Genomic DNA, 23,694 nt, shown 5'->3' with positions numbered 1-23,694 from the left:
TTAAGATGATTGATCTTGATTGAGATAAATAGAGTTTGAATTTATTCCCCTTTATCTGTTTTCGCTTCGATTGTTTTGATCAAATAACCATTTTCATCATGAACAACTGTCTTTCCATTTGGTTTTACGATCATAATTAGTCCTTTGGATAAAAATATCTGTTCGTCCTCTTTTTTTTGATAGAATAACTCTCCATCCTTGTCATAGTAATACTTCGTTGGCATTTTCCTAGGCAAACTTTTAGATACTTGATAGATATTTTGCATTTTCTCTATCTCAATTTCTGATCCTTCGATTGCTTCCATAAGAATCTTACCTTTTTGATTCACCAAACCTTCATCATGATTCTTTGTACGAAAAATAGATAATCCAGAATCTGTAAATTCACTAAACATATAAATGTCTTTTGTTTGACTCTCTGTTTCAGAAAAAATCTTCTTTTCAGAACTATTTATAATAGCTGGAAAAGCATCTTCACCCTGTCCTTGAACAGAGAACAACCCATTACCAAGATAAAAAGGGGACCTGTAATACTTGCCTGAAAACGTTTCGACCAACTCGAATTTTTCGTTCATTAAGCCATATTTTCCTTCATGCAAATTTCCAATTCTCACTAAAATAGTATTATCTTTTAAAAAGCCATCAACAGCAGAAATATCCTCTTCTACCTCATCAGCGACTACAGACACCACTTCGCCAGCTTCATTAATAATAAGGTCATCACCATAAGATCTAGCTAAAGCAAGACCCTTTTCAGAGAAAGATGAAATAGAGTTAAACAACAACGGTTCTTCCTCTTCATAGATGACATCTCCTTCTTGATCAATTAAACCATACTTGCCTTCTTCTGTTTTATAGATAGCTGCTGAACGTTGGGCATAGGGAAAAATTTCTGTTATTTCCAATTTTTTTGCTTCGTCTGGTGAAAAAATCAACCCTTTCTTTTCGTGAACAATGCCATAACTTCCATCGATTTTAACAACAGCTACCGTACTGTCAATTCCTTCTTCTTCCAGATAATCAAAGCTTTCAATTCCTTTTAATAACATCTTGCCTTCATTATTCATTAAGCCCTCGGTATCGCCTTTGAAATGGACATGAGCAAAACGAGCATTTCTAAAAATAAGTTCTGATATACCATCTGGCATGTCTTTCGCTTCTTTTACAAGTGTTCCATCATTCAAGACAATACCAAATTTATTTAGTTCCGGATCATTATAGCTTCCATATTTACTATTTTTAAACGCCCAATTTGGGATTCTAAATTCTGGGTTTTCAGGAAAAATTTGATAGCTATCTGTATTAACATACAACACATCGGACATAGTTGTGGTATATTCCATCAATGTGCTATTAGCGAACGCATTAATTTCTTTTACCAGCCCTTTTTCTCCATCCATTAAAATAGTCCCTTTATCGTCCATTAGTCCCATAAAATTATTGGACATATAAACAATTGGACGCTCTGCTAATGATTTTTCCGCTTTTTTGATTCGTTTTTCTTTATCAGCAGACTGTTCAGCCTCTTCTTTACTGGTACAACCACTAACAAAAATACTTAACAGTATAACTAAACCTAAAACATACCCTTTTTTCTTCATTTCATCCTCCATTGACCTCATTCAAGTATAAGTAATTCTTTTATTCTAACAAAAAAATTGTGCATCACCAGCCACCTGAAGCGCCTCCTCCTCCAGATGAACCGCCACCAAATGAATCACTCGAAGAGCCGCCGCCACTAGAAGAAGACGAACTATACGAATCGTAATCTCGTGTAATGATATGACCACTACCACTATACAAACGATTTCCTACTAAGACATTTGCCCCTTTACGCTTAGCACCTGCATGTTTAGACATGACTTGCCCAGTATCGATCATCGCTTTCAGTCCACGAAGTGTGAAAATAAGAATAGGAGAGGCAAGATATAAACAATAGATTTCTTTATCCGATAATTGATTCATTTGTTGCTTTATTTTCTTCGTTTGTCTCAAAAATAACACGCCACTTATTAAGCAAATCACTATACAAGCAAGTAAGACAATAATTGCAACTTTCGTATTCCCTAAATGTTCTTCGATATTCTTTATTTCCAAATCAAGTTCAGGTGTAATAGAACCAATTTGAGTATACAATTGATCTAGAATACGATTAACGCCTTGATCATACGCTTCATCTTTAAAATCCGCTATCGTATCTTCATCATCAAGTATGGCGCCTGCTTGCGCATCTGTCATTGTAGATTCCAAGCCATAGCCCACTTCTATTCTAGTTTTACGCTCATCAATTGACATTATATACAAAACACCGTTATTCTTATCTGCTTGGCCGACTCCTAATTGATTAAAAACATCTGATGCAAATGACTCGATCGTCGTATACTTAGGGAGTGACTGAATTGTTACGATCATTAATTGTTGCCCTTCGTTAAATTGTGAGAATTCTTTATTGATCTGATAAATTTTCTTTTTAGTGTCCGCTTTCAATATGTTTGCATTATCAGAAACAAAGATATTATTTTGGTTAATTACTAACTTTTTACCAGCCACTTCTACTTTATAATTATCTTCACTATTCGTCCAGCCACTTATTAAACTTGCTTGAGTTTGCTCAAATTTTTTCAATTGATCATTTGTTGCTGAAGCTTGAATTTCTGCTCTAAGTGCTGAGCGTTCTTTGGTTAATTCAGTGATCTGTTCTTTTGAGTTGTTATAATTTTTTACGCCTAATAACACTAAAAAGCATAGCAAAATAGAAAACAAAATGCCTATAGCTAAGCTAATCCACGCAAAAATGTACAGGGCATTAAAACGCTTCTTATAACGCTTATACCAATTTAGTGAAACTGAACGTTTCGCTTTTTTCGCTTTTTTCATTTATTCTCCCCTAAATTTCATACTACTCTATATTATTTATTTTTCCTCAACTAAAAAATGGCACGAAAAAGTTAGGCTACTGCTCTAAAATAACTCGCGTACTGTTAATATATCTCGTATATTTCCCTTCTATCTCTAATTTTTCACCTTCTTCCCAGCCATCACCATAAACATGGTCTAACCGTCCTAAATCGTCAAAGGTAAAAATCAAACTTACATCATAGCCGTTTCTCAAAAATAATATTGGCCCTTTACCGATTACGTCACTAGTTTTTTCCATATCCATATAGACATCTGTGTTTATTAAGTTTTTAGGAATATCCAATGATAACCGATCATTTACTAATGAACGAATATTGTCGCTAAAATACTCATCATACTTTGCTAGATTTTCTTGTTTTTCACTTGAAAATAATAGATATCGAATAAAAATTTTGACTGCCTCTTCATAATTAACAACTTTAATAGGCGCATAATAATTCTGTCCTTGGAAATTCCAACTATCACCAACGACTCCATTAATTGATGGTCCATTCTCTCCAGAATAAAATCTAAGCGTACAAAACGGGCGGTCTTTATAACGAATATAGACAATTTCCGAGATCTCATTATCTTCTTTTTCCTTTGAGATAAAAGAGAAATCTGACATAGAACTATTTGCATAAGAATTAGCTAGTGAAAAATCAGTCATTTGTTTTCTTAATCCATCATCGTAAGTAAAATTAAGCTTAAAAATGTCTTTTAATAACTGGCTGTCTGAAATATAGAAAGTGTAAATAAATCTTTCCGCTACTGAATCAAATGGGAGACCCAGATCATCAAAATTTACCGGCGTAAAATTCTCAATTCTGTCCCAGCCTTCTCCGTATATTCTATCTATTTTTTGGTTGTACTCATTTATACTGAGTAAAACAATAGGCTCATCACGATAATAGAGGATTGTTAACCCAGTAGATTCCTTTTTCTTGATTGTAAAATCGCTTAATACAGCGTCTTCAAATTTTGGTTGAGCATTTAATGGTGATGCCTCTTTGATTGAAATATTGTCATCCATATAATCTACCTGAAACTGTTCCTGCTTCTCTACTTGATCGGATAAGTAAAAAGCCTCAACAAATGTTCGTTCAATTAATTCCTTGTTTAACTCTTTTTCTACATATTTATCTTCCTTCTCTTCTAGCGAACTAGATAGCTGTTCAAGAAGGTCCGTTTTTGAGATTGTGTATGTATTATTAGACCTAGTATGATTAAATACAATAATTATGAAAAAAATAGCTATTAGAATAAGTGAACTGATGATGATTATTTTAGAAGATTGGTTACCCTTTTCTTCCTTTTGCTTACTCTTTTTAATTTTATTTTGTAGGTTCAAATATTCTTGTTTATGTGTAATCCATAACTGTTTCTTCATTCCCTTTAAAGGAGCATCCAAATAAATTATTTCTTGTATGGGAAGCTGTATCCATATATCAAAAGCTTTTCCGTATTCATTATTGAAGAAAAAGATATACCCTTCCAATAAGTAGTAGAGTTTTTGCGGAATAATCAATTGCGACTTCTTCCAGGTAATCGTTTCTTGAACTACTTGACTAGCTTGATTTTTCTTCAAAGCGTGGATATACTCTTTTAAAAATTCTGTTGTCTCATTTTTTTGCCCGTCTTCAGTAGATAGTAGGACGTTTTCAAGTTTAGTTAAAACCAACTTATTTTTGATATCGCCGTGATACATTTTTAAAATAGTCAGTACATACAAATTTGAAAGATCCTTGTCATCAGAAATAATAAGCTTCGCTCTATCTAATTTCTTCTCAATCAACTCAACATTTGCATCACTTTCAAGCATACAATAAATAGAATAGCGTAAATTGAAATATTCTTCTCGACGACTCGCTCCAATATCTTTAGCGATTTCAAATGAAAATGGCGGAACATTATATAGTTGATATTTTACGTTTACAAAATCTCGATATACATAATTTCCTTGACCTATTTCATCTCGAAGATTTAATAAATCAAACGTGTGAACTAAAAAATGAATAATTTCCTTTGATATAATTTTATAGTAATCGGCTAGAAACACTTGAATACTATACGAATTTGCCATAAATTCATCAATAGACCATTCATTGACTTGTTGTACTAACCGCTCCCAGTGAGTTAAATTATAAAAATAATCTTTTTCACCCAAAACTAGTTGTAGCTGTGTCGAAAAAGGAATAACAAGCATACTAAGATTCTCTTGCTCCCCAGTTTGTTCTTCGGTAGCTCTATCTGGTTCTACTTCCTTTTCTTTCTCTATAAGAATGGTCTCATTCTCAGCAGTAGAAGCTATGGCTATAGCTAAAGCCATATCAAAGGCCATTTTCAATGTCTGAAATTCTTCTGGTTGTTCATCAGGAAAAATCAATTTCAACTTTTTAGAATAAGCTTTCTTTATTTTCCTAGTATCTTTTGTATAGTCAATGTCTAAAACTTCCCATGGATTCATTTGCACGTATCACCTTTAAATTTTGATTTTCCTTTTAGTATTTAGTTGAGTCAATTTACTTTTTCAAGGGCTTCTTTCGGCTATACTATCAGCTTTTGGATTTATTTTTATATCGCCTTTACCTCAAAAAAAATCTAGTTTCCCATCGCTACTTAATGACTTAATTTATGTTTATTATTCTAAACCAGCCAAATATGACGCTCTTTGTTATAAAATGAATCAATAAAATTATACCATAGGAATATTTTAGCTTTCGTCATATTATTTTATTTTTTAAAAAAATATTGATAATTTAGGCTTATTGATGATTTTAACCTGAACGATAAAATAGGTGCGTTATCTGCTTTGAAACACAAAAATAGACCAACTATCGAGTAAGATGATTGATCTTCGTAGATAGAATATACAACTGTTTTTGTGCTAGATACATTTGTTTCCCTTCATGATATTGGCTTCACTATTCTCAGATAGAACACACTCATCTCTGAGTTTTTTTGCGTCACCTTTTTTTATTCTAATTAAAATTTATCTAGCATTTTTTCTTGTTCATCTAGCACTTGTGTTACTTTCTTTCCAAACTGCCCTTTTACTGTTTCTCCTAGACCGCTTGTTGCAGAAGTGATGGACCTTTTTGCACTTTCTGATTCCGTTTCTCTTGATTTTTTTGTTTTTTTTTCACAAGACTATCTTTCTGTTAAACAAGTGCCATTGCAGCAGCTTGAGCGCTCATTTTTTGTAAATTCTTTTTATATTCTTTTAACAGTTTTTCGATTGCTTCTAACACGTAATCATACTCCTTTTACAGTTTAGTTTGTTCTTGAAGTTTTTTACGATAGACTTGTTCTGTTTCCTCTTCTTTTAATGAAAGGGTTCGTTTCTCACTGTCTAATTCTGAGAAAAAATTATTTTCAAGACGTGATAGTTCACGTCTTGCCCATTCCATAGGCTCATTGTTTTCACCAAATCGTTGTACCATTCTTTATATTTCAGAATAAGTAGTACCTTGATTTGTCCCTCGAGCCTTGTCAGTATAACATGTCCATCGTTTACTTTAGCTTTTGAATTTGTTTTTTCAAGTCTTTCCTACTTCACCCTCAGAATCTAGCAAAATAGCGGAGAAAAAACTAAATTAGCGAGTTACAAGCAATACAATGTTCATAGTATTTTCCTTATCTTTCACTTAAATATACTTCTATCTTCTTCTTTGGTGCTGGAACAAGATCTTCTTCAATTTCTACATGTTCATTTCTAATTCCCGTATACAAACATTCATCGCAAAATTTAACTAATATATCCTCTTTACTAACTATTGTTGTTAATCGTAAATTACTATCGTTACAGCTAGGACATAACTCTTCCGTCATGTATGCACTTAAATCCCATATCAATGATGAGACTTGATTAGAAAGTTCTTCTTCACTTAAACCCTCTATAACCTTATTTGTATAAAATGGGATAGCTATTTCAAAATTGTCATCAGAATGCCCTAGAATTAAACCTGCAGAATCAACTCTAGTTATTGCATCTAGGTAATCTATAGATGTATATTTTGAAAACACAGGATAATACTTGTTCACATACTCAATAAGGTTATCAAAGAACATGTCCAAATTATTGATTTCAAATTTTTTATAAATTGCTAAAATATCTTCTTTCATAGTCTCCTCCTAAGGTTTGGGTACAGGATAGGTAGTAATTATATTACCTGCTTTATCCGTGATAACCTTTATCCATGTTGTTGGTTGACCACCTAAGCTAGGTTTAACAGTGCCAACATTTTTACCTATATCTATTACTCTTTCAACCCCTCCAGATTCTATCTGCTTTACAGGTGTATTTACAACTGGTTTTGATTGCAGTATATTTTTTAAATCTGACTCAGGAATTGTAAACTGTCCTGCATTTTTCGAAGGATTGTAATGTCTATCTCTGACATGCTTCATCCCCGCATTTTTTGATGGGCTAAATCTAGTCGGATTTTCTGCTAAATTTACTCTTGACTACACAACTCCAACATTAGGTTTTGGAACATCAGCCCCACTGGTTTTCCCGGGGCGGGAAATATCACATGTATAAAAGCAAACAAAGAAACGATAGAATTCAATCGTTTCTTTGTTTTAACCTTGAATTTTGTACAATAAATACAGCTAGCTATAGTCAGCTTGATTAGTGAGTGCTCGCTTTTTACTATCCGACTACAATCAGATAGTAAAGTGCCTTTTATTTAAAACTGATCTTTTATTTCTTCCCAAATCTCACGAATAGATTTCCCATTTATTCGTGCATTATTCAGCAAATCTTCTGAGTTTTTAAACTCTTGAGTTTCTCCATCAACTTCAGTTAAGTAATTCCCATCAGGATTTTGACTAATCCAAAATTCTTTGTCCTTATAATAAAAATTGTATTCTTCTCCATAACCTATGCTTTCTTCCATTTCTTTATAGTCCATAATCTATAAACCTCCATACTCCAAATATATATTTTTTATTCTCTACTAGGTTTTCCATTAGAGTCGTACTTCCACTTATGTTCGTGAGGGTACTCAGGATGTTGTTTGGGATTACCATTATTTGTCATATCAACATCACGTACAGCTTTTCCTGTTTCATCATAAAACCGTCTTGTAGTAAGTTCTCCTTTAGAATCTAAAATATCTACACTACTGTTAGGTTCACCAAATGGACCCGGATTTTTATTGACCTTAGTATGAGCTTTAGAGGGAGTTATATCTATTTCTTTGCCTAAGTTATTTTTAATAACATCTTTAGCCCCATTGGCTTTATCTGAAACTACAACATTCTTCGTTCCCTTCACAGGTTTAAGCCCTTTATAGGAAGCTAAAGAACTATCGGGTTCACTAATGTAAAATATGAATACTATTTTTGAAGTTGGGAAAGAGAAATTTAATATAACAGAGGATGAAATAGAAGTTATTAAGGTACTTGTCATACGACAATTTCTAAAAGAAGCAGAAGAAATAGAGAAGAATAGAAACGACTCTTCTAATCCGTAAAACACTATAAAGAAAGTCAATAGACCGTTAAGCTCTCCTAACGTCGCTATTGACTTTCTTTATTGGGCATGTGTTTTTGATAGTACCCGAGGAACTCATGAAATAGCTAGTACCTTGATTTGTCCCTCGAGCCTTTTTAGCATAACATGCCCACCGTTTGCTTCAGTATTTGAATTTGTTCTTTCAAACCTATTCTACTTCACCCTCAGAATCTAGCAAAATAGCATATTAAAGACTAGCAGATGAATACTTACTAGTCACTATTCAACACTAATCAGATAATGTTTTTATATAGATTTAAAATTTTCTTTAGCTTTGTTTAAATATTCTTGCCAAGATTCTTCCATGCTTTTTCCATCTATTGATGGCATATATCCAATAAACCCTGCCATGTCTTCTGGATAATCAAAATCTGCATAAATTTCTTCAACTTTTTCGTTAAAATTATCATAATCAGATTTTTTATTATGAAGTTCTTTTAAAATTACATATCTCCATTTATCTTGTATAATACTGTTTCCCTCAAAAGTCTCTAAATTAATTAATTCATGGATGTATGGTAGAATGTCCTCATATTCATCGGCAATTGCTACTTTTAGAACTAAATCAAATCCTAAAATTCCTTCATTGAGAATATGTGTAGCATAATTTATGATATCTTCTCGTCCGATTATTTTGTCTTCCATTCCAAATAATAATTCCTGCCAAGTCCATTTAATTTTTGCTTGAGAAAATTCAAAAAAATCGTATTTTTTGCTCAAATCTAATAACCTCCTTTAGGCACTTTTTGATTTGGAAAACCTGTGATTTTGCCACCTTCAATAAATCTCTGATGAGTTATTTTTCCAGTTGTATCCAAAACATATTCATATATCCCATCCAACCCATTAAAATTACCTTGTGTTTGAAGTACTGAATAGGACTTACCATCACCACCAGTAAAACTTGTGACTCTTCCATTAGCCAGTTGTTCTTCTGTTATAAAGCTTGCAGCTCTATGACCGGGATCTTCTTTCAGACCACTACCAACCCTATCTGCATTAGGTATTTCTTTGGAAGCATACTCTCCCTTCAGATTTTCAAATTGAGATAAATCCTTTGAAGATGGTTCAGCCCCACTAGCTTTATCTGAAACTACAACATTCTTCGTGCCCTTCACAGGTTTAATCCCTTTATAAGTTCCATATCCCGCTAATGCTACATCGGCAACTCCTGATAACCCTCGTAAGATACGATCTCCTGTAGAAAGTTTCTTCCCTGTAAACAGATCTTTTCCTCGCCACGCATCACTGATATTTTTCCCGCCAGATGTCAGTCCTAATGCTACCATTAGCGGCCATGGCAACGTTCCTCCGATCACTAGAACTGCACCATTTATCACTAGGGTCACTGCTAGGTCTCTTATTTCTTCATTCCTAGAATAATAATCAAAGGAATTATCTGCAAAAGCCATATTCTTATAGTCTTCAAAACTGACATCACCGATTTGTTGCTTCATCTGATTATATTCTACACGAAGATAGTCCGTTAGGGGAGGACTATTGCCTAAAAGATCTTCTAACGTCACTTTCATTTTAGGCATGGCGTCATCCGCAGGAAGTGTATCTTGAATCGTAAATGTTTTTTGCGCTAATTTCGCTATTCTCTCATCTAAATCATCCGTAAGTACACCATCCATGGATATTGTTGTCAATCCACCCACTGAATAACACTCTAATAAAAGTAAATGGTTCACTTCGTCGATTCCATCGCCATTGACTTTCATTAGTAGGCATGTGCTTTTATAAGTGCCCGAGGAACTCACAAAATAGCTATCACTTTGGCTAGTTCCTCGAGCTTTTTAGCATAACATGCCCACCGTTTGCTTTACCACTTGAATCGGCTCTTCTAAATTCTTCTTTTTCCACCCTCAGAATCTAGCAAAATAACAGTGAAAGATTTCTAAACCTTTTTCTTGCTTCGCAACTCTAACAATTGTTTTTCCATCTTTTGCATGGTTTGTTTAAAATCTAGGTAAAACAGCATGAAAACTTGTGAACAGGCATAATATTTTCTGGCGATTTGTTGCTTGTTGACGGGTCTGTTTTCGTCTTTGAAGAACTTTTCTAGAACTGATAACACTTCTTGCCATGATTGAAGTTGTTCACATACATCATAAAGTGCGTAAATATCTTGGTGACTGATTTCTTTGATTAGTTGCTTATTTTCTGTTTGAATCATTTTCTTCACTCCTTTAATTGTTGATACACAAAAAAACGGTATCAGTGGTTATTTCCTCACTAATACCGTTTCAATAACTTTTACATTGTCTAGCTGAAATTACTGTACAATTAATGAACATTCAAAAAGACTAGAAAAGTCTCTTAAATTTTTGTACAATAAATACAGCTAGCTTTGGTTAGCTACTGGCAACTTGATTAGTAAGATTGTGCTTACTATTCAAGGCTTTACTATCCGACGCCAATCAGATAGTAAAGTGCCTTTTTATTTTACTGATTTTGATTAAGAATGTAATCAACTCTTGACTTAGTATTAACATTAGTTTCTATCATATCAAAATTTTGTTCTTTTAGTTTCTCTTGATATGTTAGAAAATCTTGCTTTAATTGACTTGATTCATTGTTATCCATTTTTAGAATGTTATTACCATAAAATTCAAGTTTGTCATACAAAAAATCAGAAAGTTGTTTTTGTTTAATTCCATCTAATGCTAAAGTAAGCAGATATGAATATTTTACACATTCATCTTCATTAATATCTTGCCACTCTTCTTCAAGAATTTTTGCACTTGCTTGCGCAATAGTTAGCCCATCTTCATTAACATATTCATCCAAATCTAGTTGAACAGCCTCAACTATATCATCATAAGTTGGTAAATTTTCTTTCAAGATAAAAACTCCCTTCATTTATTTCAAAGTATTATTTGTTATTACATTTATCTTAATATTAGGATATTTTTTTCTAAACTCTAGTATCAAATTTGTACAACTTTGACAACAATCTAATTCTGAAAACAGATTAATTTCTCCTTTTATATTAGGATCTTTTATCTTAGACGCTATATCTTCTAATATTTTAGCTTCTGTATCATTATATCTTGGATAACCATCTTCAACATAATTTTTTAAAACTCTATCTTTTTCGCTTGGTGCAATTGAAAAATCGTCCATGTATCCTAATGAATCATTAGAATGTACTTGGCTATGAGCTTTAAAATCTTTTTTTAATCCAGGAATATCAACTTCAGCTGTTGCAACATTTCCTTTTCCTAATCTATCTAATTTACGATTAACTATTTTTCTTTGGGAATTAGACAAGTTTAGGTATTCATCAGAATTTTTGTAGTTTTTTATAAAATCATCTAGATTATTTCTCAGATTTTTTGATTGATTTTGTAAGTTCTTACCAACATTAGCCCCACTAGCTTTCTCTGAAACAACAACCTTCGTTGTTCCTTTTCGCGGTCTAAGCCCTTTATACGTTCCATACCCCGCTAAGGCTACATCGGCAACTCCTGATAATCCTCGTAAAATACGATCTCCTGTAGAAAGTTTCTCCTATGCAAATAGATTTCCTCCTCTTCTTCACTCCTTTAATTTTTTGATACACGAAAAAACGGTATCAGTGGTTGTTTCCACACTAATACCGTTTCAATAGTTTCACATTTTTCTAGCTTAAATTACTGTACATTGAATAAATATTCGAAAAGACTAGAAAAGTCCTCTGAATTTTTGTTCAATAAACACAATTAGCTTTGGTTAGCTATTGACAACTTGATTGGTGAGATTCTGCTTACTAGTCAAGGTTTTGCTCCCCAACACCAATCGTATGATAAAGTAAATTTTTTTAGTTAAAAAATAATTTCTATTCAAAGTCTGGATGTACAACATTATTCACTTGAATGATATCTTTTCTAGTGTACTTGTAATTCAATGCTTTTTCTGCATTGATAAATTTACTTACAGAAATTTTGTCAATATAGTACACATCTCCTTTTTCGTTTGCTACTTCTGATAAATCTCTACTCCCAATCGCTACATCTTTAATATACTTTAAATTCTCACCAGCATCATCTAATTCACCAAAAAGATAAATTTTACAATCGTATATTTCATTGATTTCCATAAAATCAAAATTTTTAAAACTGGTTACAGCTGCATCATCAAAACATAAATCAATTGTATTTGTATTCAAATTTTTCAATTCTAAATTTCTTGTTGCAACTGATTCTTCTATAGAAAGTAGTTTGTACATGAGTATCCTCCTTGTTTAATTATTTACTTGGATAAAAAGAAACTATAAATCCATTATTCCCATATGCCAAAGTATATTTTTGTCCATCAATAACATAAACTGAATATGGTCCTTTAGGTCCTGTTCCTTGTTTTATAGGATTTATTTTTAAAGTATCCTGTAAAAAGTTGGGAATATCTTGAATACCTTTGGCATTGAAATCTTCTACATGCCCATTAATAATGTGCTTTAATCCTGCTTTATCATTTCCTTTTTCTAGCCAAAGTAATTTACCTGAAGAATCTTTTCCAACCATAATCACATCATCTGGATTATACTTTACACCACTTTTTGAAAGCTCATCTAATAAATCAGGTTTTAACAGCTTATTAGCCCCACTACCTTTATCCGAAACAACAACCTTCGTTGTTCCTTTTCGTGGTCTAAGCCCTTTATACGTTCCATATCCCGCTAATGCTACATCGGCAACTCCTGATAACCCTCGTAAGATACGATCTCCTGTAGAAAGTTTCTTCCCTGTAAACAGATCTTTTCCTCGCCATGCATCACTAATATTCTTTCCACCGGATGTCAGTCCTAATGCTACCATTAGCGGCCATGGCAACGTTCCTCCGATCACTAGAACTGCACCATTTATCACTAGGGTCACTGCTAGGTCTCTTATTTCTTCATTCCTAGAATAATAATCAAAGGAATTATCTGCAAAAGCCATATTCTTATAGTCTTCAAAACTGACATCACCGATTTGTTGCTTCATCTGATTATATTCTACACGAAGATAGTCCGTTAGGGGAGAACTATTGCCTAAAAGATCTTCTAACGTCACTTTCATTTTAGGCATGGCGACTCCTGCACTATTTACTCCGTTAGAGAATGAACCTCTCGCCATTGTCTCATAGCCCATGATGTTCATGTTGCTTAACTTCTCTATCAAAGAATCCATAGAATCATAAAACGGCTGATCGATATCCGCTGGAAGTGTATCTTGGATCGTGAATGTTTTTTGCGCTAACTTCGCTATTCTCTCATCTAAATCATCCACTAGTACACCATCCATTGATTGTATATAGATAGCATTGTCTACATCGTATAGATCACAGGAGTCTTTAGCATTGGTAGTAATCGTCCCAAGTTCTCGAACTAATGTCACAATATCCAGATCTTGTAAGGAATTCACACCATTTACCAACGAATTCCAGTCACCTGATTTAAACTTTACATCTTTCATACCTACCCTCATTTCCTAAAGCTACTAACTATTATTTCTCCTTTGACTTTATGTCGCTACTGACCGATTGATCCAATTCCACAAAGGTTTCTCCTGCATAGGTCACATACTCTCCTAATCGAGCGTAGTGGGAAATCAATTCTTCCATGCGAACTGTTACAACATTGAACAGTGCGACTTGTCCTTGCGCCATTCCTTCCACATAATACTCACTTCCTGTGATAGTTTGTAAGGAACTATAGGATGATTCTAATTCGCTAATAACGCTTTGAATCTTACTTGTAATATCGGATAACTCACCAGGATCTACCGTGATTTTATCTGCCAAACCAATTCGCCAACCCTTCTGTTTTATCTTTTGGTCCTTCATAAGGAATTTTTAGTTGGTCAACTAGCCATTTATTGACCCAAAACTGACTGACTTTTTTTAATTGCTCACTATCCAATCGATACAACGTCCCTTGAGACAATAACAAAGCATATTCAGATTTAGCCAAGTTCTTTTCCTGCTTCTGAATGCTGCCTAGAACGACTGCCGCCTCAATTCCTTGTTTTTGCAACTCTTCTAAAGTTAGTCGCGCTCGTCTTGAACGAAATTCCTTTTCCTCTTCTGTGCCTTTTCTGCGCAAAATAGAATACTCCACAAGCCATTGTCCTAAAAGGGTTTCTGGTTCTTGAATGGTCAATTGGTAGCCCTCTTCTTCTCTTTTTAAAACGATCGCTTGCTCGCCTGTAGCGACATAGTACGTTTTATCTAAACAGATATAGGTTTCCGATTGCCCATAGCGCTCAATCAACGAAGCAACCAAATAGCCTTTTTTGGTTAGTTTTCCTTCTGCTAACAGCTCTTTCTTTTCCAACTGCTCGATGCCTTTCGGAACAACTGTCGTGTGGTTTAAGCGATAGGCCGTTAGTTGTGGCACACCAAATAGTTCCACTTGTCCCACCATATCGGCTAATACTACTAACTCTTCTTCAGAAAAAATGGTCATAGTTTCCTCCTAAATCCCTCGTATTTCGCCCATTTCCGACGAATCAAACGAATCAATGTCCTTTTGTAGTTCTGTGACCGCTTTTTTATAACTCTTCACGCATTTCGCTAAGTCTTCATGGTATTGTTTAACGATTCCTAAATACATCAGATAGCTATCTTTCGATTCACCTGTCCATGTCTGATCATAGCCACTGCTGCTAGAAACAAGAGCTTTCGCTACATCCAGAGAAGCACGCATTGCACTTTCTGCTTTCGATGCACTACTGATCACTTCAGAGAGATCGCCTGATTTTATCTCAACATTACTCATTCGTGTGTTGCCTCCTCACTCTAACTATCTTGGGATAATTTTGTTGTTTTCAAGTGCTTCTTGTTGTTTCCGTATATTTTCTTGTGTTTTTCTCGCTATTTCTTGACGATAATCATCTTCACGCTTCTTCTCTGCCGTATAACGCTCTCCATAGTCCTTCGCTTTTTTTTCTGCTGCAGCAACACCATCTGAGATACTGTCATTTCGACTTTTTATTTTTTTACTTACTATCTGTAGTTCATATATCAGTTCGTTTATTTTATTTAACGTATCTTGATTCGGAATTCCGTCTGCGGTAGAAATACTAGTAAACTTTCCCTCAGCTGAAGAGATCGTAGTTTCCAATTGCTCTAAATAGGAAGAATGTTCTGTTAAAGCAGTCGATAATTCTGTTTTAAGTGTGGTATATTTCTGCTTCTTTTCTAGAAATTCACTGGTAAAAAACATGTATTTACTCCTTTACATAAAGTCAGGTTATAATTTAAAGTTTACCAAACCTAATGACTAATAACAATAACAGGCTGATACGCAAACAAGATTTTTCAATAACGTTATTGCACTTTCTGTTTATCAGGACATAGAAAAGAACACCTAAAATGTATTCTTTAACAGAAACATCTTTTTAGGTGCTCTTTTATTCAACCGATATTATTTTTCAATTCAACCTCTTTTTTTATTATTAAATTTTTTTTTTCTACTCCTTAAGAGTGAAACTCATCTTTTCATAATGAATTTCAGAAAATCGCACCTATTACTCACCTGAATACCTTCTTTTCAAAAAATTTCCTTATTTATGATACAGTTCTGTGTATCAGAAGTGAATGATAGTTTTCTAAAATCTAAATTAATTTAAAACCTCCAAATAATACGCAATTATTTGGAGGTTTTAAAGTGGAAAATAGAACTATTTCAATTAATTTTTCAATTACAGGAATCAGTAAAACAAATAGCCGAGACTATATAGAAGCTCTAAAAATATACAATATGGTTACTCCTCGTGAAATAAAAACAGATTCTAATGAAATCACGAAGATGCTTGAAAATGAAGAAAAAGAAGATTTTAAAGTATTGGGGTTTATTCTGAAGTATAGTGATAAAGTTAGTGGTCTAGCAATTTTATCGTACTTAGAAGACTCGAAAAGTATTTTGATTGAGTATATTGCTATTGAAAATTCTATTCGTAATAATGTATCGTTTTTAACCTACTTAAATTTATTGCAAACCTTTATTTCTGAACTACCTCTAGATGTTGCATACTGGATAGTTGAAATTAGTAATAAAGACAATGGAAAAAATGTGGACAAGGAAAGTAGATTTTTTAGAAAACTTTTGTATTTAGAAAACTTTGGTGAATTAAAAGCTTTATATCATACTCTACAAATTGGTTTTGATAACTTTGAAAGTTCATTTGAAGCAAAATTATACATACAAGCAGATGACAATGTTCCTACACTTTCACGGCAAACATATATACAAATAGTGAAAAGTGTTTATTCTTATTCAGTTGAATGGTTTAAAATTTTTAATAGTGATAACTTGTCCAATAAATTTGAAGAAAAAACCGCTAAGAACTTGATAGAAATAGAAAAATCTACGAAGAACAATCCTAAAGTGCATATTGAATATTCTAACTATGGTAGTTTAAAAAACAAAGATTACAGTGAAAATACAAGTAAGCTTCTTCCATCAGAAGAAAACATTTCTAATAAAAAAATCTTCTTGTTTGTAATCATGGGACTAACAATTGGGGTTGGACTGATATTTGGTATGAACAAACTACTTGATTATCTTGGTATAAAAATGAGTGAAATTAATTCAATAGTAGGAAGTGTTCTCACGATAATATTCGCACCAATAGTTTCCATTTTAATTGGAAAAAGCAAAAATAAATTATAACTTTATAGCTGATATTATTAGGTTATCTGAATGATTTTTAAAATAAGGAATTTTTTCTAAGAGAGAGTCAAATTTATCAAAATATGCTGCCTTGTTTTCATTTTGAGAAAACCTAAAGTGTAATGAGCTAAGTATATGAAATTTTTTGTCCATAGTAATTTTAAAGCCATAACTATTTAAAATATTTTCAATGTAAGAAGGCGAATAAACCCACTGTTTATGATATGAATTATAATATTTTAAATCCAATATTTCAGCATCCTTTTTATAGGCTTTTGTTTTAAGGTGCTCAAATCCCCAACTACTCTCAAATTCTAATATAAGTTGTCCATTCCTTTTTAGAACTCTAGATATTTCGGAAATACTTGCTAATGCATCTGTGTAATTGAGGACGCTACCTACACAAATGACACAATCAAAACTATTATCTGGATATATTGTGTTTTCAATACTTCCCACGGTATAATTTGGAAAAATGTTGATTTTGTTTTCAGCTAAGTCTAAATGTTCCATTTTGTTTGATAAATTATAGACACTTCCTCCAGAACCTGCATTCAAAATATAGTGGTTAGTTGGTATATTTTGATTAAGTATAAATTTTTCAATAATTTTTCTTGAATATGTATACCATTTATCTTTTTGCCAAACGTCATTAACTTCTTCATAAAATTGTTTCACTTTTTCTGTATCAATTTTTTTCAAATAAAAAACCTCCAAATAATTGCGTATTATTAGTAGTTTTATTATATCATATATTTTGTAAAAAATACCAACTTTCAATAAGGAGAACCTATGAAAAACTATATCAATAGATTTATTATTTATAAAAAAATGCAAAACCTTTCGCCTAAAACAATTCGTGCATATACAACTGATTTAAATCAACTTACAAATCACTATGATCCAACTAATGGTACAATTGATGATTGTTTTGTTAATTATACTGATTTTTTAATTCAAACAAACAACTATAAGTCCAACACAAAAAAAAGAAAATTGATTACAATAAAAATGTTTTGGAATTTTTTAACTGATCAAGAGAATTTACAACTCATGGCCTTACCTACTATAGCTATACGTAAAGAAAAAAGATTGCCCAAAACACTAAGTGTGCTCGAACTCCGTCGATTAACTAGTAGCGTTAATGACTACCTGCCCTCGTCTGATAAAAAAAGACGTGATCACTTAAGAGATAAAGCAATCATCGAGATAATGATTAATTTAGGTCTTCGAATTAGCGAAATCAGTAATATCAATTTGAGCGACTATAATAATGGCGATTTAATTATTCATGGTAAAAATAACAAAGAGAGAATACTTTTTTTAACCACTGATATATCAAAACAAATAATCAATGATTATTTGTTTTGTCGCAAAGAGTATACCCCTTCGCCCAATGAAGATTCTTTCTTCTTAAATAAATATGGTAATCGCTTATCTATCTTTGGAATTTCAAATATCTACAAAAAATATAGATATTTATCTCAAATTAATTCTTTATCTACTCCTCACTATTTACGTCACAGTTTTGCAACTCAATTATTGAATAATGGTGCTAACTTAAGAGATATTCAAGAACTTTTAGGACATTCCAATATCTCTACAACGGAAATTTACACAAGTGTTTCTTCTACGCGGAAACAGAAAGTTCTTACTCTCTATGGTTTTAGAAACAACTCGTAAAGAAATTAGGGTAATTGTAAATGCGCAATTATCCTAATTTCTATTTATATATTTATCTCACTTCTTTTTTCAACAAATACGGTTTTATAGAATAAGGACTGCTATTCTACTCCATAATGATATTGTTTACAATTTTATTTACTGTACCAAAATCGTTAATATTAGACTGCGATTTCCACATATCATCTATATTTACTTCTCCAAAACTTATAGCATTCTCAGTACCAGTAGTTGCATCAACACCATTATTCGCTATATAATAATAGACTTTCTTATTTTCACCTCCTAACATTAAAATAGACCAACCACCATTTAAGATGATTGGTCATTACAAATAAATGATATAATTCCTTTTAGTACACAGTTATCAGCGGTATCCCCGGTTGAATTTCTCCTTTAGCTACTACTAAAACTTCTTGATAATCAGCTGAATTTGTAATAATTATAGGCGTGATCATTGAATATCCTTCTTTTTCGATTTCTTCTCTATCAAAATGGGCTAATGTATCCCCCATTTTAATCGAATCTCCGACCTGAACAAACAATTCAAAATACTTTCCTTTCAGCTCAACTGTATTTAAGCCAATATGAATCAACACTTCTACCCCATTACTATCCTCAATTCCGATAGCATGTTTTGTTTCAAAAATACTTACCACTTTTCCAACAACAGGAGAATAGACTTTATTCTCCTTGGGTAAAATGGCTACACCTTTTCCCATCATTTCATTGGCAAATACAGGATCTGGAAATTCAGATAATGGAATAACCGTTCCGTTAAGTGGGCTATAAATTTCTTGAATTGACTCAACTTTTTTAGACTCCGCCTTTTTGCTTAATATTTCGTTGTCATTTTCAATATCATCAAAGCCTAAATACCATTGAATGGCAAAAGTAGCGACAAAAGCAATCTCTGCTGAAACCACTAAGAAAGTAGAATAAAATTTCATTAAAGTATCTACGGATTTTGCACCAACTAGGGTGCTCTTTTATGAAGTCTGCTTAATGGAAAAACACATAAGAGATAAAGTTGAAGTAAAAGCAACTACTATTGCCATATAACTCATTTAATTATTCTGAATTCATCTAAAAAAACAACGGTTTCTACGAAAATGAGATACCGTTGTCTTTTATTTTTAACAATCTATTGATCATCTTACTGCGCTTAAATACGAAAAGATAGTTCGTTACTTAACACTTAAACCTCTTCACCATTCGTTTCAATCACTTTCTGATACCAGTAAAATGAGTCTTTTTTCAAACGTTGAAGTGTTCCCTTTCCTTCGTTATCCTTGTCCACATAAATCATACCGTATCTTTTTTCCATTTCCCCACTACCAAAACTAACGATATCGATGATTCCCCAAGGCGTATACCCAATAACTGGAACACCATCTTCTATGATGGCTTTTTTCATTTGTTCAATATGCTTACCCAAATAGTCGATCCGATAGTCGTCATGGACGGTATTTTCTTTCGTTAATTTATCATACGCACCAAAGCCATTTTCTACAATAAACAATGGTAGATCATAGCGTTGATAAACGGTATTCAAAACATAGCGTAAGCCCACTTCATCGATTGGCCAACCCCAGTCAGACACACTTATATATGGATTTTTTACTATTTTTGCATTCGGAATATCTTCTGTCTGCATCCCTTCGACATCTTTAAGCGTGGAAATCGTACCAGACATATAATAACTAAAGCCGATATAATCGACCGTTCCTTCTTTCAAAATAGCTAATTCACTCTCACTAATAGCTATGTTGTAGTTTTTCCGTTCCCAATATTTTGTCGCATAGGTTGGGATTTTTCCTCGAGCATGGATATCATTATAGAAAAATCTTCGCTCATTCGCTTTAACAGAGGCCATCATATCCTCAGGATTACACGAGTACGGATAAACTGGAACATACGCCATCATACAACCAATTTGGAATTGAGGATTTATTTTTTTCCCTTCGATCACAGCGGCGGCACTAGCAATCAATTCGTTGATTCCCGCTTGAAAAACAAGTTCTTCTTTTTTGTCTTCATCTTCAATAATCATCGCTGAATTCGTCCAAACATGAAGGGGCTCTTGTCCATCCGCTTGATTATTGATTTCATTAAATGTCATCCAGTAAGTTACTTTATCTTTATACCGTTCAAACACACACTTAGCGAATTTTACAAATAAGGGGATAACTTGTTTGTTGGCAAACCCTCCAAATTTTTCGTAAATGTAATAAGGCATTTCGAAATGTGATAGGGTAATAACAGGTTCAATACCATTTTTTAGTAATTCATCAAACAAACGATCATAGTATAATAGACCTGCTTCATTTGGCTCTTCTTCGATTCCTTTAGGAAAAATACGGCTCCAAGAAATAGACGTTCTCAAACAGTTCAAGCCTAATTCTTTAAACAGTTGTATATCCTCTTTATAATGATGATAGAAGTCAATCGCTTCATGGTTTGGATAGTATTCTCCATCCAAAACCCCTTTCGTTATTTTCCGAGGGATACCATTTCCGCCGGCGGTCATCACGTCAGCGGTACTAGGCCCTCTACCATCTATATTCCAAGCCCCTTCCGCCTGATGGGCTGCAATCGCACCGCCCCATAAAAAATTTTCTGCTATTTTATTCGTCATAACCAAGCTCCTTCAATCAAAAATACTTCGTTTATAAATCTATCTTCTGTGCACGATTAGAGGCAATAACGAATGGTAAATAGATACAAACAGACACTGCCAAACAAATGACGCCTACTAAAACTGCAACAATATTTCCACCTGTCCCTAAGAATAAGTTAATAATCCCAGGTGTGGTCCATGGAACACCTATTGCGGGTGACGGCATAATCGGCCATACCACCGTAACAAAATAACCAATCATGATATTAACCATTGGAACCAATATAAACGGAACGATCAATAGTGGATTTAAAACAATTGGTAACCCAAATATAATGGGCTCATTAATTTGAAAAATCCCTGGAACTAATGACATCTTCGCAATTTCTCTTTGTTCAGGTCGTCGTGATGCAATAAAAATCGCGATGATTAAGCCCATTGTCATCCCCGTGCCACCCATATTCGCAAACATATCATTTAGAATTCCCCATGTTTCTTTGTAAGGAACATCCCAAAGTGAACCACCTTTATTGATAAAATCCAGATTAGCTAAATCTTGCTCTGTAAAAATAGCAGAACGAACAGCATTTAACGTATTTGGACCATGAATACCGATAGAAAATAGCAATGTTTGAATAAAGGCTAATAACATTACTCCAACAACATTTCCACCAAGATCACGTAATGGACTTTGAATTCCTTTATAGATAAGTTCGTTCACCCCTTCAGGTGCAATCATCAATACTAAAAAGTTTATAATTGCTGAAATCCCCACTACAATAACGATTGGAATCATACTTGAAAAGGAACGAGAAACCGCTGGCGGAACCATTTCTGGCATTTTAATTTGTAGACGTTTTACTTTGAATAACTTTGGTAAAAACTCCCCTACTAAACAACCAACGATCATCGCAACAAACAAGCCTTGCGCTCCTAAGTATTGTGTACTGATCACATTCATATCGTCTGCATTAAAAGGTTTAGGATATAAGATCATAAAACTTGCAATACTTGTTAACCCGACCAAAGTTGAATCAGCTTCAAAATGTTTTGCTAAGATTTGAGCCACAAGATACGTGATAAAAATACTCATGATATTGATTGTTCCATTTGCCACAGAGGACAAAACCTGTTGAGCGTCTTCTAAATTTGGAAAAACACTAGATAAACGTAATAATTGCACGACAAAACTGTCATTTGAAAATAAAATGTTGTTAACTAGAATAACCAGTGACGCAGAAATCGTTAATGGAAAAATCAACATAAACGCATCTCGAACCGCTGCGATGTGACGTTGATTATTTAACTTTGTCGCAATCGGTACTAATGAACGATCAATGATGTCATTAAATTTTTGCATAGATAAAACTCCTTTCATTTATAAACGTATTATACATAAATTAATCCGAAAAAAAGTAAGCGCCTCCTTTTTAAAAATAAATTCTTGGGAAATAGAACAAATTCCTTGTACGGAACAAGTCGTTCCATATTTTAGACAAAAAAAATTAACTAAAGTACGTTTTCCCCTCTAGTTAATTTGCTGTACTATAGTTGATTTAATCATTACGAAAGTCTTTAAGATAGCTGATCAGTGTTTCCAAGATTGCAATCGCTGGTAACTGACTAGTCAAATCCAGAAAAATATCTTTGCGTTCTTCTTTGATTTCATACTCAATAGAGTAGTCACAAAGTTGAGCTAGCGTACTTTTCTTGTTTAGCGTAATACAATACTTTTTGACACTGTTCTTATCTTGTAAACCCGCAATTACTTCTACCAATTCTTTTGTTTCACCAGAGACACTTAAAAATACGATGACATTTTTTTGATCTTTGCGTAAAAAACTACGAATAGGATAGGTCAGATCATCCAAACTGATGGATAAATAACCTAAGCTCGCTAATTTTCTAGCTATATACTGTGCGATTGCACCAGAAGCGCCCATTCCCATAAACAATATCAGGTCACTATCTCGTAACTCTTGTGCCATCTTTTTTATTTGATATTCTACATCGGGATGAAAAATTTCCATATTAAGGGAGTTCACTCGCTCTTCAATGCCAATATGTTTTTTATTCTCTGCTTGGCGAACATTATCTAAATGAGATTTAATATAAAAACGAAACTCTGGAAAAGAATGAAACCCTATTTTCTGAACAAAGCGAAAAACAGAGGTTGACGACACGTGAGCACCGTCCGCAATATCTCGAACACGCATATAAGGGATTTTATCTAGGTTATTCACAACAAATCGATAAATTTCTTGTTCCACAGAGGATAGATCGTTTAATTTCAGATAATCAAATATCGCCATTTATGTTAATCTCCTTTAA

27 protein-coding genes are annotated in these 23,694 nt (G+C 33.3%); 2 read left to right on the top strand and 25 right to left on the bottom strand.

The genetic code is table 11. The features are described from left to right. Positions 1–41: 41 nt before the first annotated feature. From I586_RS14880 to I586_RS14795, 19 genes are all read right to left on the bottom strand, one after another. Positions 42–1,601 (bottom strand): hypothetical protein, encoded by a 1,560-nt coding sequence (locus I586_RS14880; RefSeq protein ID WP_010763697.1) that lies wholly within the window; start codon positions 1,599–1,601, stop codon positions 42–44. A 64-nt stretch (positions 1,602–1,665) separates the two neighbouring features. Continuing rightward, positions 1,666–2,877 carry a TPM domain-containing protein gene (locus I586_RS14875; RefSeq protein WP_010763696.1) on the bottom strand — a complete coding sequence of 404 codons (1,212 nt, stop codon included), beginning with the start codon at positions 2,875–2,877 and terminating at the stop codon, positions 1,666–1,668. Positions 2,878–2,953: 76 nt separating this feature from the next. Continuing rightward, positions 2,954–5,365: a J domain-containing protein gene (locus I586_RS14870; protein WP_010763695.1), complete on the bottom strand. Its 2,412-nt coding sequence runs from the start codon at positions 5,363–5,365 to the stop codon at positions 2,954–2,956. A 799-nt stretch (positions 5,366–6,164) separates the two neighbouring features. Next, positions 6,165–6,341 (bottom strand): hypothetical protein, encoded by a 177-nt coding sequence (locus I586_RS17320; RefSeq protein WP_155854787.1) that lies wholly within the window; start codon positions 6,339–6,341, stop codon positions 6,165–6,167. A gap of 193 nt (positions 6,342–6,534) precedes the next feature. Further along, a complete protein-coding gene (locus I586_RS14865) occupies positions 6,535–7,023 on the bottom strand; it encodes a hypothetical protein (protein WP_010763694.1) in 489 nt (162 codons plus the stop codon). A 9-nt stretch (positions 7,024–7,032) separates the two neighbouring features. Then, the gene (locus tag I586_RS14860) at positions 7,033–7,308 is read right to left on the bottom strand and encodes a hypothetical protein (RefSeq protein ID WP_010763693.1); all 276 of its coding nucleotides are present in this window, start codon (positions 7,306–7,308) and stop codon (positions 7,033–7,035) included. Positions 7,309–7,589: 281 nt separating this feature from the next. Beyond that, complete coding sequence (locus tag I586_RS14855) at positions 7,590–7,814, bottom strand: hypothetical protein (RefSeq protein WP_010763692.1); 225 nt, start codon at positions 7,812–7,814, stop codon at positions 7,590–7,592. Between the two features lie 35 nt (positions 7,815–7,849). Continuing rightward, complete coding sequence (locus I586_RS14850; RefSeq protein WP_139242695.1) at positions 7,850–8,314, bottom strand: hypothetical protein; 465 nt, start codon at positions 8,312–8,314, stop codon at positions 7,850–7,852. A 351-nt stretch (positions 8,315–8,665) separates the two neighbouring features. Continuing rightward, a complete protein-coding gene (locus I586_RS14845) occupies positions 8,666–9,139 on the bottom strand; it encodes a DUF2247 family protein (protein ID WP_010763690.1) in 474 nt (157 codons plus the stop codon). A gap of 2 nt (positions 9,140–9,141) precedes the next feature. Further along, positions 9,142–10,143 (bottom strand): pre-toxin TG domain-containing protein, encoded by a 1,002-nt coding sequence (locus I586_RS14840; RefSeq protein ID WP_010763689.1) that lies wholly within the window; start codon positions 10,141–10,143, stop codon positions 9,142–9,144. Positions 10,144–10,319: 176 nt separating this feature from the next. Further along, a complete protein-coding gene (locus tag I586_RS14835) occupies positions 10,320–10,598 on the bottom strand; it encodes a hypothetical protein (RefSeq protein WP_010763688.1) in 279 nt (92 codons plus the stop codon). Positions 10,599–10,867: 269 nt separating this feature from the next. After that, on the bottom strand, positions 10,868–11,266 hold the full coding sequence (locus I586_RS14830; RefSeq protein WP_010763687.1) for a hypothetical protein: 399 nt from the start codon (positions 11,264–11,266) through the stop codon (positions 10,868–10,870). A gap of 18 nt (positions 11,267–11,284) precedes the next feature. Continuing rightward, positions 11,285–11,695, bottom strand: a complete 411-nt coding sequence (locus I586_RS14825) for a deaminase domain-containing protein (protein WP_010763686.1) — start codon at positions 11,693–11,695, stop codon at positions 11,285–11,287. 547 nt (positions 11,696–12,242) lie between these two features. After that, on the bottom strand, positions 12,243–12,632 hold the full coding sequence (locus tag I586_RS14820; protein ID WP_010763685.1) for a hypothetical protein: 390 nt from the start codon (positions 12,630–12,632) through the stop codon (positions 12,243–12,245). 19 nt (positions 12,633–12,651) lie between these two features. Continuing rightward, entirely contained in the window at positions 12,652–13,860 is a 1,209-nt protein-coding gene (locus I586_RS17005; RefSeq protein ID WP_016249984.1) for a pre-toxin TG domain-containing protein, read from the bottom strand. 31 nt (positions 13,861–13,891) lie between these two features. Beyond that, positions 13,892–14,188, bottom strand: a complete 297-nt coding sequence (locus tag I586_RS14810; protein WP_010763682.1) for a hypothetical protein — start codon at positions 14,186–14,188, stop codon at positions 13,892–13,894. Then, positions 14,178–14,852 carry a DUF5081 family protein gene (locus I586_RS14805; RefSeq protein ID WP_010763681.1) on the bottom strand — a complete coding sequence of 225 codons (675 nt, stop codon included), beginning with the start codon at positions 14,850–14,852 and terminating at the stop codon, positions 14,178–14,180. The genes I586_RS14810 and I586_RS14805 overlap by 11 nt, the downstream gene beginning before the upstream one ends. A gap of 9 nt (positions 14,853–14,861) precedes the next feature. Further along, complete coding sequence (locus tag I586_RS14800) at positions 14,862–15,164, bottom strand: hypothetical protein (RefSeq protein ID WP_010763680.1); 303 nt, start codon at positions 15,162–15,164, stop codon at positions 14,862–14,864. A gap of 24 nt (positions 15,165–15,188) precedes the next feature. Beyond that, on the bottom strand, positions 15,189–15,611 hold the full coding sequence (locus tag I586_RS14795) for a hypothetical protein (protein ID WP_010763679.1): 423 nt from the start codon (positions 15,609–15,611) through the stop codon (positions 15,189–15,191). A gap of 444 nt (positions 15,612–16,055) precedes the next feature. On the opposite strand from I586_RS14795, the gene I586_RS14790 reads away from it, so the two are divergent. Beyond that, on the top strand, positions 16,056–17,060 hold the full coding sequence (locus tag I586_RS14790; protein WP_010763678.1) for a hypothetical protein: 1,005 nt from the start codon (positions 16,056–16,058) through the stop codon (positions 17,058–17,060). On the opposite strand, the gene I586_RS17315 is transcribed toward I586_RS14790, so the two are convergent. After that, positions 17,055–17,762 carry a class I SAM-dependent methyltransferase gene (locus I586_RS17315; RefSeq protein ID WP_010763677.1) on the bottom strand — a complete coding sequence of 236 codons (708 nt, stop codon included), beginning with the start codon at positions 17,760–17,762 and terminating at the stop codon, positions 17,055–17,057. The genes I586_RS14790 and I586_RS17315 overlap by 6 nt on opposite strands. A gap of 90 nt (positions 17,763–17,852) precedes the next feature. Between I586_RS17315 and I586_RS14780 the strand changes: the two genes are divergently transcribed. Further along, positions 17,853–18,743 (top strand): tyrosine-type recombinase/integrase, encoded by an 891-nt coding sequence (locus I586_RS14780; RefSeq protein WP_010763676.1) that lies wholly within the window; start codon positions 17,853–17,855, stop codon positions 18,741–18,743. 106 nt (positions 18,744–18,849) lie between these two features. On the opposite strand, the gene I586_RS14775 is transcribed toward I586_RS14780, so the two are convergent. The 5 genes from I586_RS14775 to I586_RS14755 all read right to left on the bottom strand — a co-directional run bounded on the left by I586_RS14775 (position 18,850) and on the right by I586_RS14755 (position 23,675). Continuing rightward, complete coding sequence (locus I586_RS14775) at positions 18,850–19,035, bottom strand: hypothetical protein (protein ID WP_010763675.1); 186 nt, start codon at positions 19,033–19,035, stop codon at positions 18,850–18,852. A 61-nt stretch (positions 19,036–19,096) separates the two neighbouring features. Continuing rightward, the gene (locus I586_RS14770) at positions 19,097–19,693 is read right to left on the bottom strand and encodes a PTS sugar transporter subunit IIA (protein WP_010763674.1); all 597 of its coding nucleotides are present in this window, start codon (positions 19,691–19,693) and stop codon (positions 19,097–19,099) included. Between the two features lie 248 nt (positions 19,694–19,941). Beyond that, positions 19,942–21,381 carry a 6-phospho-beta-glucosidase gene (locus tag I586_RS14765; protein ID WP_010763673.1) on the bottom strand — a complete coding sequence of 480 codons (1,440 nt, stop codon included), beginning with the start codon at positions 21,379–21,381 and terminating at the stop codon, positions 19,942–19,944. A gap of 31 nt (positions 21,382–21,412) precedes the next feature. Beyond that, positions 21,413–22,723, bottom strand: coding sequence for a PTS sugar transporter subunit IIC (locus I586_RS14760; protein ID WP_010763672.1), 1,311 nt, complete (start codon positions 22,721–22,723; stop codon positions 21,413–21,415). Positions 22,724–22,919: 196 nt separating this feature from the next. Beyond that, positions 22,920–23,675, bottom strand: a complete 756-nt coding sequence (locus tag I586_RS14755) for a MurR/RpiR family transcriptional regulator (RefSeq protein WP_010763671.1) — start codon at positions 23,673–23,675, stop codon at positions 22,920–22,922. Positions 23,676–23,694: the final 19 nt, after the last annotated feature.

The organism is Enterococcus moraviensis ATCC BAA-383, assembly GCF_000407445.1.
Taxonomy (GTDB): Bacteria; Bacillota; Bacilli; order Lactobacillales; family Enterococcaceae; genus Enterococcus_L; species Enterococcus_L moraviensis.
This window is presented reverse-complemented; position numbering and strand designations above follow the sequence as displayed.

Excerpts from the sequence above, each read along its gene's own strand:
- I586_RS14880 (WP_010763697.1), bottom strand. The coding sequence starts at position 1,601 with ATGAAGAAAAAAGGGTATGTTTTAGGTTTAGTTATACTGTTAAGTATT.
- I586_RS14875 (WP_010763696.1), bottom strand. The coding sequence starts at position 2,877 with ATGAAAAAAGCGAAAAAAGCGAAACGTTCAGTTTCACTAAATTGGTAT.
- I586_RS14870 (WP_010763695.1), bottom strand. The coding sequence starts at position 5,365 with ATGAATCCATGGGAAGTTTTAGACATTGACTATACAAAAGATACTAGG.
- I586_RS17320 (WP_155854787.1), bottom strand. The coding sequence starts at position 6,341 with ATGGTACAACGATTTGGTGAAAACAATGAGCCTATGGAATGGGCAAGA.
- I586_RS14865 (WP_010763694.1), bottom strand. The coding sequence starts at position 7,023 with ATGAAAGAAGATATTTTAGCAATTTATAAAAAATTTGAAATCAATAAT.
- I586_RS14860 (WP_010763693.1), bottom strand. The coding sequence starts at position 7,308 with ATGAAGCATGTCAGAGATAGACATTACAATCCTTCGAAAAATGCAGGA.
- I586_RS14855 (WP_010763692.1), bottom strand. The coding sequence starts at position 7,814 with ATGGACTATAAAGAAATGGAAGAAAGCATAGGTTATGGAGAAGAATAC.
- I586_RS14850 (WP_139242695.1), bottom strand. The coding sequence starts at position 8,314 with ATGACAAGTACCTTAATAACTTCTATTTCATCCTCTGTTATATTAAAT.
- I586_RS14840 (WP_010763689.1), bottom strand. The coding sequence starts at position 10,143 with ATGAAAGTCAATGGCGATGGAATCGACGAAGTGAACCATTTACTTTTA.
- I586_RS14835 (WP_010763688.1), bottom strand. The coding sequence starts at position 10,598 with ATGATTCAAACAGAAAATAAGCAACTAATCAAAGAAATCAGTCACCAA.
- I586_RS14820 (WP_010763685.1), bottom strand. The coding sequence starts at position 12,632 with ATGTACAAACTACTTTCTATAGAAGAATCAGTTGCAACAAGAAATTTA.
- I586_RS17005 (WP_016249984.1), bottom strand. The coding sequence starts at position 13,860 with ATGAAAGATGTAAAGTTTAAATCAGGTGACTGGAATTCGTTGGTAAAT.
- I586_RS14805 (WP_010763681.1), bottom strand. The coding sequence starts at position 14,852 with ATGACCATTTTTTCTGAAGAAGAGTTAGTAGTATTAGCCGATATGGTG.
- I586_RS14800 (WP_010763680.1), bottom strand. The coding sequence starts at position 15,164 with ATGAGTAATGTTGAGATAAAATCAGGCGATCTCTCTGAAGTGATCAGT.
- I586_RS14795 (WP_010763679.1), bottom strand. The coding sequence starts at position 15,611 with ATGTTTTTTACCAGTGAATTTCTAGAAAAGAAGCAGAAATATACCACA.
- I586_RS14780 (WP_010763676.1), top strand. The coding sequence starts at position 17,853 with ATGAAAAACTATATCAATAGATTTATTATTTATAAAAAAATGCAAAAC.
- I586_RS14775 (WP_010763675.1), bottom strand. The coding sequence starts at position 19,035 with ATGTTAGGAGGTGAAAATAAGAAAGTCTATTATTATATAGCGAATAAT.
- I586_RS14770 (WP_010763674.1), bottom strand. The coding sequence starts at position 19,693 with ATGAAATTTTATTCTACTTTCTTAGTGGTTTCAGCAGAGATTGCTTTT.
- I586_RS14765 (WP_010763673.1), bottom strand. The coding sequence starts at position 21,381 with ATGACGAATAAAATAGCAGAAAATTTTTTATGGGGCGGTGCGATTGCA.
- I586_RS14760 (WP_010763672.1), bottom strand. The coding sequence starts at position 22,723 with ATGCAAAAATTTAATGACATCATTGATCGTTCATTAGTACCGATTGCG.
- I586_RS14755 (WP_010763671.1), bottom strand. The coding sequence starts at position 23,675 with ATGGCGATATTTGATTATCTGAAATTAAACGATCTATCCTCTGTGGAA.